A 14072-nucleotide genomic window follows, 5' to 3' on the forward strand; every position below is an offset into this window, starting at 1 on the left:
AAAACCACAATCATCATGCTGAAAAGTAGGTAAAACCTCGCCTGACGTTTTGCAAATACCGCCTAATTCCTGAGTTAATTTTAAAAAATAGCAATGAAAGGTGCTTTTGACGCAAAAATATAAAAGGAACAGGCTTTGGATGCTCACTCTTTTAGTAATTCAATTATGGCTGTCTGATTTAATTTATGATTTAATTTATGATTTAATTTATGGCTGTCTGATTTAATTTGATTTTATACCAATCTCATTTCCAACTTGAAGCATATAATCAGAATCCAACGCAACACTCCTTATATTGCTAACGCAATGCACACGGGCGGAAAAACGCGTTAGCGTTTGACGCCCAGCAGCCGCAGGTTGCGAGTGATGCGTATTGTTAGGCATTTTTTTCACCTAAAACTGACCACTGCTGCCAAGAACCTAGAGCAAACAGGCCGCCAATAAACAAACATATACCAGAACTAATTAACCAAAATGTCTGACTGTTTTCTGGGAACATTGGCATTAACCCGACGAAGGAAACGCCACGAATTAAAAATATACTGGCAACGAGGATTAGCACCAATTTTGTTAGAGGTAAACGTTTAATTACGCCAGCGCCCGACAAGCCATAAAGCGCCCAAACCAAAAGCACCATGACAATAACAGAGGTTACAATTGTCGGATACCACAGCCCTTGCTCTGCCATCCGAGCCATCTGTTCGCCTGCACCAAAGAAACGATACCAATCGCCTCCGAATACAATACAACCCAGATGAGCAAGTGCAGCAGCGAAACAACATATAGCCGCAGCCAGAAGATACTTGTTACTAGCAGAACGCATCTTTTCTCCGTGAATGCCTAACAGCTTATTTTCAACCAATTTGGTGGCTCATCACACACAAAATCGGCGCATATTACATGGTCTTATAATTCCACTCAAAATTCGCTTTGTAAACAACAAACTAAAAGAGTACAGAAGCACTACTTGTATCCTTACACCAAAACGGCGACTAATAGTGTTATGGGACAAAATCATGGGCGCTGTGTATCCTTCTGTTTTAGCTTGTCGCTGTCAGTTTGGTACAGATATACGCAGCTGTTTATCAGGTTAGATTTAAGCTTGCTCTTCCACACCTTAAGCGCTTGACTATAAACCAATTCATCGAGTGCTATTCATTGCACTTGAGCGCACTTAAATCTACACCAGCAACTTGTGCATAATATGGCTATCGACATAGCCTAACTGCGGGTGTTTATAGGCTTTGGGAATAGTGCCAATAATGTTGTAACCAAGTTTTTGCCATAAACGGATAGCGCCTTCGTTACTACTCACCACGCTGTTAAATTGCATGGCTTCAAAGCCCATTTCTTTGGCGATATGTTGCGAGTGCTCACAGAGCTTTTTCGCAATACCTTGGCCTCTTGCGGCTTCGCTGACCATATAACCACAGTTACAAATATGGCTGCTGGGGCCCATGGCGTTGGCTTTAAGGTAATAGGTGCCTAAAACTTCACCATCGACTTTATAAGCAAAAGCTTTGAGTGGCGCTTTGCACCAAAGTTGGTAGGCTTGTTCGAATGACATATCTGGGTCGAACGCATAGGTTTGCTGCGCTTGTATGATGTCTTTAAAGGCGGGCCAAAAGTTGCGAAAGTCTTGTTGTGTTATTGCGGTGATCATATTCTTTTCCTAAATACCGATCTGTTTTGCCAATGCCGATTGCTTGCCGTTAATGGTTCTGAAACAAGTTCAGAATGACACGAAACAAGTTCAGAATAACGCTAAGCGAGTACCGAGTGACGAAATGGTTGTACCAAAACAGCGCAGCGCTTAAGCATGCCCCTGTTAGTTGTCGACTAAAGTAAGGATCTCACATACAAACAGCGTTACTCAGTGTGATAATCAATACCACTTTTAGGGGCATTTTGCACGGTTGTTTGAAGGCAATGCGCCAGTGATACCTTTGCAAACACAATAGGGCCAAAGCAAATCAAAACACCAGCATTTATAAAAGAAAAACTCGCGTTATGCATTTAGCAGCGTCGCGAGTTTAAACCTTTAAAACTGAATCATAAAAACTTAACTCATTAGCCAAATGCGCGTGCTTTTTTATACGCTTCTCTAGTTTGCATATCACCAAGATAGCGGGCGATATTAGCGTGCCCTTCCAGTAAATTTAAGCTATTGGCGATTTCTAAAGTAATGGTCATCATAATATCAGCGGCGCAAAACTGCTCGCCTGCAAAATACCTTTGCTTGGCAAGTACTTTATCGATATACGAAAAATCTAGCTTCAACTCTTTGCTGATATAACCATCCATCGCCTTGGTGCCATCTCTTTGCTCCATTTGCATCAGCAAGCTGGTTATAACTGGCAGTGCTAATGACCCTTCTGCAAAATGCAACCATTCTAAATATTGGTAGTATTCCTTGGTGCCTTTTTCTGGGCGTAAATGTTCATCAGGAGCTTGGTCTAGAATATACTCCATAATCGCGCCTGACTCGCAAAGTATTGTGCCATTGTGCTCAATAATTGGCGCTTTGCTCAGCGGATGCACTTTTGCCAAACTGGCGGGTGCTAAACGTGTTGCACTATCACGCTCGTGCCGCTCAACTTCATAGGGCAGGCCAAGCTCTTCTAATAGCCATAAAACACGCGTTGAACGCGACTGATTTAGGTGATGTACTTTTATCATGCTTGTTAGCTCTTATGATAATAATTTAACTAATGCTTCGCCTACAGCATGCGCACTTACTGGGTTTTGACCTGTAATAACACGGTTATCTTCAATTACAAATTCACCCCAAGGTTGAACTTTACTGTATTGCGCTGCTTTACGAGTGAGGGATTCTTCCAATAAAAATGGAATATCATTAATAGTGCCATAATCAATTTCTTCTTCACGGGTAAACGCAGTAACATGCTTGCTGGCAAGTAACGGCTCGCCGTTACTCAATGTGATTGATAATAATGCAGCTGGACCATGACATACCGCAGCAATAATGCCGCCAGCTTCATAGTGTTTTGCCGCCATTGCTGCAACGTCTTCATTGTTGGCTAAGTCAGAAAGCAAGCCAAAGCCACCCGGGTAGAAAATCGCATCATAATCGTCCACATTTACCTGAGATGCTGACAAGGTATTGTTGATTTTTGTTTGGAACGACGCCTCGTTCAACACTTGGCTATTCACTTCATCGTCTTCGATGTCTGTGCCATAAAGTGGGGCTTTGCCCCCTTGAATAGAGGCAATGTCAAACGTAATGCCATAGTTGTTTAACACATGAACCACGTGTGTGAGCTCAGGGGCATAGGTACCATTTACCTGGTCTGTACTGCCTAATGTTGCATGATTAGTCACTGGAATAAGTACTTTTTTCATAATGATTACCTTTGTTTAAACATTGCCAATAACGAAGTGTATGCACACTATATTGTTCTACTTCAAACAACAACTTGAGCGCTTGCGAAACACTTTTGCTCTGTAGCAAAAATAAATTAATAGAGGTTACTACGAGGCAGCTGAGTTTAAGATCAGTTGCGCTTAACAAAGTTAGAACAAGATGATGGTTAACTCTATTTAGGGAGTAAGATTTTGCGCCTGTCCATCGCGATTAGGTTGTCAGCTAGGCGCCTATTTTTGTAGGAGTAGTAAGTTAGTTCATTATTGCCGCTCTATTTCGCTGATATCACTTGTTGCTGTCTCTTGCACGGTTGTTTGCTGCCGGTGTTCGGTATTATAAAATGTTTAGTGTCGAGATAATAAAAAGTGGCTAATTTACCTGCCTAGCTGCGTTCAATGTCGCTTATTTCTGATTGGCTATCTTGTTGATGATTGCTTTCAGATTGCTCGCCTTGCGTGCGTTGCTCTTGTGATTTGCAATCACTTCGGTTTTCTTTCCAATAAACCACATTTTTTACGACCACAATGCTGCCAGATACCACTAAACTAGCCGCACTTACTACCCCTGTAGAAGCGAGCATTAAGGCACAAGTGTGGTCGCTACAGTTTTGTAAACGAACGGCTGTGGTTGTATCTAGCACGGCCTTTTTGTTGAATGTTTGGCATTGTTCGTTGAAGTATGTAATGTCTTTGGGTACAAATATACAACCAGATAACAGTGTAATGAGTGAGCTTGCCAGCAAAACCTTGGTCATTATGGCTCCTTGCTTTGTAATTAGAGTGCGATAATAGGCTTTGCTGTCAAAGTGTTAAAGTAAAAAAGTGTAATAGATCTTAGGTCACACGTTACTGTGGCGGGTCGATATTACCGCCCACACTGGTATTTACTCTAAACCACCCCGCGATTGAGTAGCGTGTTTTTTTAGCGGCTAATACTTCATGGGGAAACTCGTCACTTAAAAAAGTCACTAGCGTGCCGTAGTTAGGCGTTACAATCTGTAAAACTTGCTCATGGTTTTGTGGATCATAGATAGCAAGTTCCCCGCCATCAGTGTTTTGCCAGTTGGGGTTTAAATATAATACGGTTGAGAGAATACGGTTTGTTTCTCCTTTAAATGCATCTAAATGCTTTTTATAAAACGCCCCAGGTTCATATTGGGCAAAATGGCATTCGTAACTAAACAAGCCCAAAAATAGCCTGCGATTTAAGTAGCTCTTTAAATCTTGCATATATGATAAAAAAAGCGCTTCTTTGGGATCTTTATTGTCCAACCAATGAATCTTATCGCGGCGTACTTGTTCATTTTTTATATGGTCTTCTTGGCGACCAATCCCAGCTTTGTAAAAGTCTTTTTGTGATAAATGTTCAAGTCGCTCAGTCAGTGCTAATAGAATGGGCTCATTAGCCTCTAAGCTTTGTATACTTACGCCATGCACTTGTAAATCAAGTGCAATTTGCTCAAATAAATTAGTGGAAGTGTCCAAGTATGTTGCTCTCGAAAATGGGTCGCTATTTCTACCATAAGCGTCCCCATCTGGCGAGAAAAATTACCGCGATTTTTATCTTTTTTGTAGTTGTTTGATAAGGCTGGTAGCGGCCTCTTCAATTAGCTCCAACACCAGCTCAAAACCGTCGCCCTCTCCATAATAGGGGTCAGGAATTTCAAGATAATGGCTGCGGCCAAATTGTAAAAATAACTTTAGTTTATGTTGGTATTGCGCTGGGCAAAGTGCCATCAAATCGGCCAAGTTTGCTTTGTCAGCAGCCAGTATTAAATCAAAGTATTCAAAGTCTTGGGGCGTTACTTGGCGAGCATACATACCATCGAAACTATAGCCTCGTTTTCTACCAGCAGCGATGCTACGTCTATCGGGCGGATTACCTTGGTGATAAGCAATGGTGCCAGCCGAGTAGACTTCAATATGTTTGAGTCCAGCTTTGGCTAGTTTATGTTTTAGTACCGCTTCGCCGGTAGGAGAGCGGCAGATATTACCCATGCAAACGATGAGGATTTTTTGGACTTGTTCTGGGATTAGGGTATCGCGCATTATACTAAACCTAAATCTATATATTTTAGTAAGTTAACATATAAATTCTAATCACATCAATCATATGTTAGTGCTCGTAAACTGGTAGTTTTGCCAGTGTCCTTAGGTGTGACTTAATCCCTAATTGAGCTTAGTATTTGCTCACCTGATTTTGGTTCAGGCTAACTACTAAAAGGATTATAGAATGAAAATAAAGCTCAATAAAAAGAAAGTGAAAAACCTGTCACTAGACTCAAAAACAATGGTAAAAGACTTAACACCGCAAGTTGCAGGTGGTATTTACTATAGTCGTAGAGGCCAATTTGGGTGTGGCAGCTGGTTTGCATGTGAAAACCCAACTGAAGCCCGTAATATCAAATAATTGATGATATAAGCGCCTAAGCGTTATTACTCAAAAGACCGTCAAACTGGCGGTCTTTTGCAAAGTATGTACATGAGAGTGAGTAACAAGTGAGATTGATAGACGTCATTTCAATTAACCTCTTTTAGGGAACGAGGCCGAATCTAATTTGCCGAGTTATGCGGGGTGATGTCTTTTTTCCGCTAGGGGGCTAGCAGGGGCAAAACTCGAATCAAAAGACGTCATCCATTGGTATTTCTAGCCAAGCTATTCTAGTTTTAGTGAATGCACTTTATTTTTCTGAAGTTGCTTTTCATGAAGTTGAGGCCCCACTTATACATATCAAAACACTTAAATGAGTGCCGTTTTTTATGGATTTTTCTGCTATTTGTAGGTTTTACTTTTACTCAAATCGCTTATGCGGCAAAACAAAAGCCTACGAGTCTATTTGAGCTATCAGAGTTAATTTTTCAAACGGTTGGTGACGACACTGTTATTCCAAAAGGTGCTATTACTTCGCTTGCTCAAGATAAAAAAGGGTTTATCTGGATTGGGACACAATTTGGTTTGGTGCGTTACGATGGCTACCGATTTGTGCGTTATGAGCACGATGCTAATCAAGCTGACGCTATTTCTGGAAATTTTGTTGGTGCATTATGGGTTGCGGATGATGGCAAAATTTGGGTAGGTACCTACGCTGATGGTGTTTCAGTTTTCGACCCTGCTGTGAATACCTTTTCTCACTTTAAACATAGCGCCTCTGATATTCGTAGCCTTTCAAATAACACTGTACGGGCGTTAACGGGCGACAATCTGGGCAATGTTTATGTGGCAACTGACCAAGGTTTAAATCATATCAACGTAAATACACATGTTGTTACGCGACTAAACAACATTTCTGGATGTGAAGTCCCTTTTAAATCTCTGCGGTTGCGCTCTGTTTTATTATCAACACCAAAGACCTTGTGGGTAGGTGGAAAAACGGGGTTATGTCGCATTACCTTGCCAGAGGCACTCTCGTTTGATTCGGGCTCACTTACCGGTGAAGCTGTTGTTGATTTAAATGATCACAATGCATATCGGCTATTTAAGGCGAATAATGATGATATTTGGGTAGGCACGACCGATCATGGTGTGGCTATTATCAGAGCCGCTACTAAGCAGGTTGATAGGATTCGGCACGTTCCAAATGACAAGCAAACACTAGCTTATCACTGGGTAAATAGTATTGCACAGGTTAATAATGAGATGTGGTTGGGTACGCCTGGCGCTGGGGTAACTATCGTCAACGCCAAAACAGGCGATATTGTAAGGCATATCAATCACGATCCCCTTATTGATACCACTATTAACTTAGATGCCATAAGTGCGATTTTGGTCGACACGTCAGGCATAGTTTGGTTGGGCACGTGGGGAGCTGGGCTCAATCGCTATAACCCCCATAATGCTGCAATACGCCGATTTTCAAAGAGTATAAGGAAAGAAAATACATTGAGTCATGAAGATGTCCGCAGTTTTTTGGAATTAGAAAATGGCCATATTTGGGTAGGTAATTCACAAACTGGTATTGATATTATCGACCCGCAAGTTGGAGTTATAGGAGGCTTTAGACCGCAACCAAATAACCCTAAAGCACTTGGTGATGGATTCATCAGAGTCATGCAAGAAAGTAATAATGGCAATGTTTGGGTCGGAACTTCTAACAAGGGATTGTATCGCTACGATAAAGTGGAACAGCGTTTTTACCATTACTCAAAAGATGATGGTTTACCAAGTATAGCCGTTGTGTCTTTGCTTGAAACTGCGGACCAACTTCTATGGGTTGGCACGAGTGAAGGGGTGGCATTAATGGATTTGACGACAAATACTCTTCGCTCTTTGAGTAATATTAATGGCTACCAGCTTTTAGAAGGCAAGTCAGTGATGAGCATTGCGCACATGACTGACAATAACGTTTGGGTCGGTACACGTAACGGACTGTTTGTGATCTCGCTACAAAAACAACGGGTGCTAGAAATTAGTAAAACGGCTGGTACAACCGAGTCCTTATCCGGCAATTATATTAGTAACCTACTGGTTGATAAGCAAAACCGTTTGCTAGTTGCCACCTCTTTGGGACTTGATAGACTAGTAAGTTTTGATGGAACGAGAGCCATTTTTGAATCAATTGATAAGCTAGCAAATCGACGGCCCAGAGCTGGTGATGTGCTATTGGAAGATGAGCTTGGGCGCTTGTGGAATGGATATGGTTGGATAAGCCCAAGTGGCAAAGCTTGGTATGACCTAGGTCAGGGAGATGACTGGCTGGTGGGGACTATTTGGACTGGCTCATATACAAAACTGCGAGATGGCACGCTTTTATTTGGTGGCACAAATGGAATTACAGTTGTACGTCCGCCTCTTTGGCAGGCATGGGATTATGCTCCCCCCGTTGTTGTAAGCGAGTTAGCGGTGAATAACCAACTAATACCGGTTCCAGAGGTGCTCACGTTGCTTGCAAACACCAAAAGTTTTTCGTTTGAGTTTGCGGCATTAGATTACACCTACCCACAGAATAATAAATACATGTACATGCTTGAGGGTTTTGACGAGCATTGGATAACTGCTGATTCTAGCCGACGCAGAATAACTTATACGCGCTTGGGAGCCGGTGAGTATCGGCTAAAAATTCAAGGCTCAAACCGCAATGGGATGTGGAGTGATGAGCAAAAAAGTGTGTTAGTCATCCAGCTACCGGCTTGGTACGAGACGCTGTGGTTTAAATTCGTTGCTTTGATGTTTGCGGTGACGGTTTTATACGGTATTTATCTTTGGAGAGTAAGAGGACTGCAAGCGCAAAAAGCGGCGCTTGATAATTTGGTTCAATCAAGAACTGCGAATATCTCAATGTTAAGTACGATTGGCCAAGAGATCACGTCGACTTTGCACTTAGAGTCTGTACTTGAAAGAGTTTACAAGCATGTAAATGAGTTGATGAATGCGCAAGTGTTTGTAGTTGGCATTTTGGATAAGCAAAGGCAGGTAATTGCGTGCAAACTTGCTATTGAGAACGGCCAGCGTCTGAGCGCCTTTGAATATGAATTGCATGACAATATGCGGCCAGCTGTATGGTGCGTGAAAAACAACAAGGCGTTGTTTGTTAACTGCTTTGATGAACTTAAGTGTTGCGTTGGTGATGTAAAGTTACCAGTTAGTGGAGCAAATACCGAATCTATCATTTACTTACCACTGTGTGTTGGCAATGACGTACTTGGCTGTGTGACAGTACAAAGCTTTCAAAAAAATGCATTTTCAGAGAATGATGTGCAAATGCTAAGAACAATTGCTAATTACACGGCCATTGCTTTGGCAAATGCTGATTCGGTTGAAAAACGGGCGAACACTTATCAAGAACTAAAAGAAACGCACGATTACTTGAAAAAAACACAACAGCAACTGATTGAGCAAGAGAAAATGGCTGGATTGGGTCGGTTGGTGTCTGGTGTTGCACATGAGATAAATACTCCTTTAGGGATTAGCATCACTGCAAGTTCTCACGCAACGAGGCAAGTGGAAGAATGTGAACAATTACTCAACAGTGCTAAGTTGACAAAACCTCAACTTACATCATTTATAAACAGCCTGAAAGAAAGTTTGAAACTCCAAGAATCAAGTCTAGAACGCGCAGCTCAGCTGGTTAAGAACTTTAAACAGGTGGCTGTTGACCAGTCTGAAGAAGCGCTTAGCAATATCAACTTATCTGAGTATTTGACCGATGTACTGACCAGTTTACAACCTAAATGGAAACACACTAAAGTAACTTTGCACACTGACTTTCCTACGCAAGTGCGCTTAACTACCTACCCTGGAGCCTTGGCGCAAATATTAACTAACCTTATCGAAAATGCAGTACGTCATGGCTTTGATGACGGAAAACTCGAAGGTAGCATTACTATTTCACTTGAGCACAGTGGTGATTGGGTTAAATGGGTTTTTGCGGATACAGGAAAAGGGATGGACAGCGAAACCCTGAGTAAAGTATTTGAGCCATTTTTTACTACTCACCGAGCCACAGGCACTGGGCTAGGTATGCACATTGTTTATAATATTGTGACACAAAAACTGAAAGGTAAAATAGAGTGTGAGAGTGTACCAAACAACGGCTGTGTATTTACTATCATGCTACCTCAAAGTCAGTGATATTTGTGTGCTTAAAGGCTTTGATACTGCTACATTAAAGTCATAATATAATAAAATTAATACGTTATGAAATTAAGCACGATTGACTTAACACAAACAAAACTGTGGTTAACTGAGGCGCAAAGGCAGCAGATAAGCAAAATTATCCAAGCGAGCTTTGCCAATGTTCATCCACAGGATTACCTTGCTAAATACTTCGATAATGCAGATTCATATCAGAAAAAGTTACGGCTTTACTATCATCAGAATACACTTGTTGGCTATTGTTTGCTGACCTTCAGTGAACAAATGAATACCGTTGTTATCCGCGCTTCAGCGGCGTTTTTACCTGATTATCGTCAAGGCGGTAATACTTTTAGTTTTTCTTTACGAGAAAGTATTAAATCGTGGCTTAAATCACCATGGCGAAAACACTATTATGCCGACACCATGCTCAGTCCTGCCATGTATCGAGCCATTGCTAAAAAAACAGGCATTATTTGGCCGCATAAGGGATGTGAATTACCAAGTGACCTTTTTGAGCGATTTAACGCTACTGGTTTGGTGAGTATGGCCAATTCATTGAGATGTTTGGTCAACGTTTCACGCTCCACTAACTATAGCGAGCAGGATTTAGCAGCGCTTAGGGCAAGTACCAAACAAGAGATCCAATACTATTGCCATATAAATCCAGATTTTGATAAGGGGGTAGCGTTGTTTGTTATTATTCCCGTCAATCTGCGGCAAATAATAAAAACATTTTGTAAGAATGTGTTCGGTTAAGTGTATTAAGTACCTAGGTTTGGTATGTTAACCCAATACATGATGGATTTAAGGAAGATTCGGCGATGTTATTTCGGTTTATGTTGCCTAGCTTATTGCTCATTGGCCTTAGCGGCTGCGCTGGCGATAGCTTACCACAACAAGCAGATCCAAACTTCAAACCGCAAAATAGCTATGCGCGTTTTGATAAATCACAAGCGCCTGTGGTGTTAGTTGACGAAGCTCACTACAACTTTCACACCATAAATACGCGCTATAAGCCCTTTGCAAAAGTGCTGCAAAGTGATGGCTATAACGTTAAAGCAAATAAAAAAAGCTTTAGCCGAGCAAGCTTAGCTAAGGCTGATGTTTTAGTTATTGCCAACGCGCTGCATAAGAGCAATAGTCGAAACTGGGACGGGCCATTTCTAAGTGCTTTTACATCGAATGAAGTACAGGCAGTTAAAGAATGGGTAAACCAAGGTGGCGCATTACTTTTAATTGCTGATCATATCCCATTTCCCAAAGCTGCAGAGCAACTTGCAAGTGCATTTGGTTTTGAGTTTGCCAATGGGCATGTGCAAGAAGTCACCTTTAGCACACAAAATAACACCCTTAATCACCACACGATATTAGACAGTACCTCTCGAACAGGCCAAATCACTCAAGTGAAAAGCCTAGGAGGAGACGCTTTTAAAGCCCCTGAAGCTGCCATCAACATTATGCAGTTACCTAAAGGGGCGAAGGCGGTAATACCGCAGAGGCCATTTGCGGTAGATGAACAAACATCTCGGATCGCGATTGAAGGTTGGTCGCAAGGTGCTGTGCTAGAAGTAGGTAAAGGCCGAATTGCTGTCTTTGCTGAAGCGAGTATGTTTACCTCTCAAGTTTATACGCCTACTGGGCAAACATCTGGGCTGGTATCCCCTGGAGCCGAGCAAAACGAGCGTTTTTTACTAAACGTCATGTATTGGCTGGCAAACAAGGGGCCGTCCTAAAGCTTTTTTAAAAAGTGTTGTTAAGTTTATTAGCGGCGCATCAAATAGCCTAATCCCATGAAGTCTCACACGGCAGATGTGATTTATAAGGTTGCTGCAAGGTGCGCTTTAGGGAATAAAAACTAAAACCAGAGGAGTACTGACTTACCAAGTTTGAATATGCCACAGGCATTAAACATTCAAACTTGGCTAATTGTCATTGGTAACGATGAAGCTAGGTTCTTGCTTTAGTCACAACAGTAAAGCTCTTCGTTAGAACGATGTTGAGTTGTCTGAACTTGTTGTGTCTTTACTATTATCTGAGCTGGTTTTCGGTGTGCTTTCCTCTGTGGCACTAGGAATAGTCGTAATTGCCGTATTAGCTTGGGAGCCACTTGTACCCACACCTAACCCCGCAGTAGATATTTTTGTAATGGTACTGAGTGTTTCGCGATAAATTGCCAGCGCTTCTTCTTTTGATAAGTGCTGGTTTAAAGACAACTCACATGAGCGATATAGTAACTCTCTTGAAATAAGCGTTGCTGGGTTGCGACCACCCAATAAATCTGCCCCGGTGTTATCCGTTTCACCTAATCCGGTTTTTGGTACCCAAATGTTAAATCCTTCGCTTTTGGTGGCAACCGCGTCGGGAGCTGGAGACATACAATATTTTTATTTTGCTTGATCATAGTTGCCAGACTTATAAAGCCTAATTTTATTAGCTAGCGCTCGTTCGATGCGTGTATTGTAATTTGTTTTTACGCTTTAGAAACTACAGTTGCTGCTATTGTTTTATAAAATGTAAAGTAAGCTTAATATTCAATCGGTTGTAGGTTTGTTTTCACCATGCACATGTGTGTGGATGAGGCGGCTAGTGTCTTATATTATCAAGTTGGACAGTGTTAGCGTGTTCCCATGTTATACGTATAAAAAACGTAAAACAGGAACACACTATGAAGACTATTCACATCTTATTAGTTGCCGCAATGATACTTTTAAGTGCCTGCGGTGGTAGCAAAAATACCAAAAAGCAAGACAAACCAGCAGTAGCAACACCCTCAACAACTAACATTAGCTTTGATACCAATGAAGACTACCAAAGTTTGCTCGATAAGGTGGTCAAAGGCGGGTTAACAGGGGTGTCTGTATACATCGAAACCCCAACGTATGAACGCTTTTATACCAGTGGACTGGCAAACATTGAGAACAAAACTCCGTTGCAACCCGATCATTTATTTAGAATAGCCAGTAACACCAAAAGCTTTGTTGCAACGCTTACGCTTATGTTGGCGCAAGAGGGCCGCATAAACTTGGATGAGCCTATAGAGCAATACCTGAGTAATGAAATTTCTAGTCAGCTTCCTAACATGGACACGATAACAATTCGGCACCTTTTAAAGCACACCAGTGGCTTATACGATTACCTATCAACCCCTGAGTTTTGGCACAAAATTAAAGCTGAACCAGACCATGACTGGCAAGTAACTGAAATGCTGAGTTATGCCTATGGAAAGAGCGCTAGATTCGAACCCGGCAAGGGGTTTGAGTATTCAAATACTAATTACCTATTACTGGGTCTGATCCTTGATAATGTGTTAGGTTTTGACTTAGCGATAGCAATACGTCAGCGGATATTAGAACCGCTAGGACTAGAAAATACGTATTACTATCAAAGAGAAGAAATAAAAGGCACGCTAGTAGATGGCTACGAGTTAGAAGATGGAAAGCTCAAAAGTTATCGCCATGTAAAACTAGGCTATCGGGCAGCAGATGGTGGTATGGTAAGCACCACCAAAGATCTTGCGAAGTTTTATCGCGCGTTTGGCAAAACACACCAGCCGTTTAATGAAACGATCAAAGAGCAGATGCTTGCTGATCTCAATATATTGGATGCTCGCAGGCAATATGGAGCTGGTTTGGTTGTTTTTACCGAAGACAGCGAAGAGGGCAATATCAAAGGTAAAATGGCATATTTTCATGGGGGGTATAATAACGGTTACATAACCCGCAGTTATTATTACCCTAAGGAAGATGTCAGCATCAGTATTTTTTATAATCATGTATTTAATCGACGTGACGAACCTCAGAAGTACGACATGGTAGATAGGTTTAGAACCACTATTAGAGCCAAGGTATTAAGTGAATTCTAGTTTGGGCAACAACTAAGTAAACTGAGCTTTTTTCCGCGCCTGTATAGCGTTCATGCAGGCGCGCAATCAAGCTACCTATTCAGTGAGGTATAGAGACAAAACGAGAGACAGTACAAATGAGACACTAAACGCAATGAATCGCCCCGAGTTTGCCAGAGACTCAATAACTTGAGAAACTGGAACTATGAAAAAATCAAATCGCTATACACCAGAATTTCGTGAACGTGCAGTTAGGCTTGTTACTACTCAACA

Annotated in this window: 13 protein-coding genes; 5 read left to right on the forward strand and 8 right to left on the reverse strand. The window is 41.7% G+C overall.

Annotated features, from left to right (window positions below; translation table 11 throughout):
• Positions 1-376: 376 nt before the first annotated feature.
• The 7 genes from HC733_RS20570 to HC733_RS20600 all read right to left on the reverse strand — a co-directional run bounded on the left by HC733_RS20570 (position 377) and on the right by HC733_RS20600 (position 5433).
• Entirely contained in the window at positions 377-823 is a 447-nt protein-coding gene (locus HC733_RS20570; protein WP_190366866.1) for a hypothetical protein, read from the reverse strand.
• Positions 824-1180: 357 nt separating this feature from the next.
• The gene (locus tag HC733_RS20575) at positions 1181-1663 is read right to left on the reverse strand and encodes a GNAT family N-acetyltransferase (protein ID WP_190366854.1); all 483 of its coding nucleotides are present in this window, start codon (positions 1661-1663) and stop codon (positions 1181-1183) included.
• 407 nt (positions 1664-2070) lie between these two features.
• Positions 2071-2679 (reverse strand): glutathione S-transferase family protein, encoded by a 609-nt coding sequence (locus HC733_RS20580; protein ID WP_190366855.1) that lies wholly within the window; start codon positions 2677-2679, stop codon positions 2071-2073.
• A gap of 12 nt (positions 2680-2691) precedes the next feature.
• Entirely contained in the window at positions 2692-3363 is a 672-nt protein-coding gene (locus HC733_RS20585; protein WP_190366856.1) for a type 1 glutamine amidotransferase domain-containing protein, read from the reverse strand.
• A 404-nt stretch (positions 3364-3767) separates the two neighbouring features.
• A complete protein-coding gene (locus HC733_RS20590) occupies positions 3768-4139 on the reverse strand; it encodes a hypothetical protein (RefSeq protein ID WP_190366857.1) in 372 nt (123 codons plus the stop codon).
• Positions 4140-4230: 91 nt separating this feature from the next.
• Positions 4231-4869, reverse strand: a complete 639-nt coding sequence (locus HC733_RS20595; RefSeq protein ID WP_190366858.1) for a 2OG-Fe(II) oxygenase — start codon at positions 4867-4869, stop codon at positions 4231-4233.
• 75 nt (positions 4870-4944) lie between these two features.
• Positions 4945-5433 carry a low molecular weight protein-tyrosine-phosphatase gene (locus HC733_RS20600; RefSeq protein ID WP_190366859.1) on the reverse strand — a complete coding sequence of 163 codons (489 nt, stop codon included), beginning with the start codon at positions 5431-5433 and terminating at the stop codon, positions 4945-4947.
• A 184-nt stretch (positions 5434-5617) separates the two neighbouring features.
• Here HC733_RS20600 and HC733_RS20605 point away from each other — a divergent pair, with 184 nt between their 5' ends.
• From HC733_RS20605 to HC733_RS20620, 4 genes are all read left to right on the forward strand, one after another.
• Entirely contained in the window at positions 5618-5794 is a 177-nt protein-coding gene (locus HC733_RS20605) for a hypothetical protein (RefSeq protein ID WP_190366860.1), read from the forward strand.
• Between the two features lie 294 nt (positions 5795-6088).
• Positions 6089-9952: a two-component regulator propeller domain-containing protein gene (locus HC733_RS20610; RefSeq protein WP_190366861.1), complete on the forward strand. Its 3864-nt coding sequence runs from the start codon at positions 6089-6091 to the stop codon at positions 9950-9952.
• A 66-nt stretch (positions 9953-10018) separates the two neighbouring features.
• Positions 10019-10714 carry a hypothetical protein gene (locus HC733_RS20615; protein WP_190366862.1) on the forward strand — a complete coding sequence of 232 codons (696 nt, stop codon included), beginning with the start codon at positions 10019-10021 and terminating at the stop codon, positions 10712-10714.
• Positions 10715-10779: 65 nt separating this feature from the next.
• A complete protein-coding gene (locus HC733_RS20620) occupies positions 10780-11691 on the forward strand; it encodes a DUF4350 domain-containing protein (protein WP_190366863.1) in 912 nt (303 codons plus the stop codon).
• A gap of 252 nt (positions 11692-11943) precedes the next feature.
• Here HC733_RS20620 and HC733_RS20625 read toward each other — a convergent pair whose 3' ends face one another.
• Positions 11944-12333, reverse strand: a complete 390-nt coding sequence (locus HC733_RS20625; RefSeq protein ID WP_190366864.1) for a hypothetical protein — start codon at positions 12331-12333, stop codon at positions 11944-11946.
• 290 nt (positions 12334-12623) lie between these two features.
• Between HC733_RS20625 and HC733_RS20630 the strand changes: the two genes are divergently transcribed.
• Positions 12624-13820 carry a serine hydrolase domain-containing protein gene (locus tag HC733_RS20630; protein ID WP_190366865.1) on the forward strand — a complete coding sequence of 399 codons (1197 nt, stop codon included), beginning with the start codon at positions 12624-12626 and terminating at the stop codon, positions 13818-13820.
• The last annotated feature ends 252 nt before the right edge of the window (positions 13821-14072 follow it).

This window comes from Pseudoalteromonas sp. S16_S37, from assembly GCF_014694405.1.
Lineage (GTDB): Bacteria > Pseudomonadota > Gammaproteobacteria > Enterobacterales > Alteromonadaceae > Pseudoalteromonas.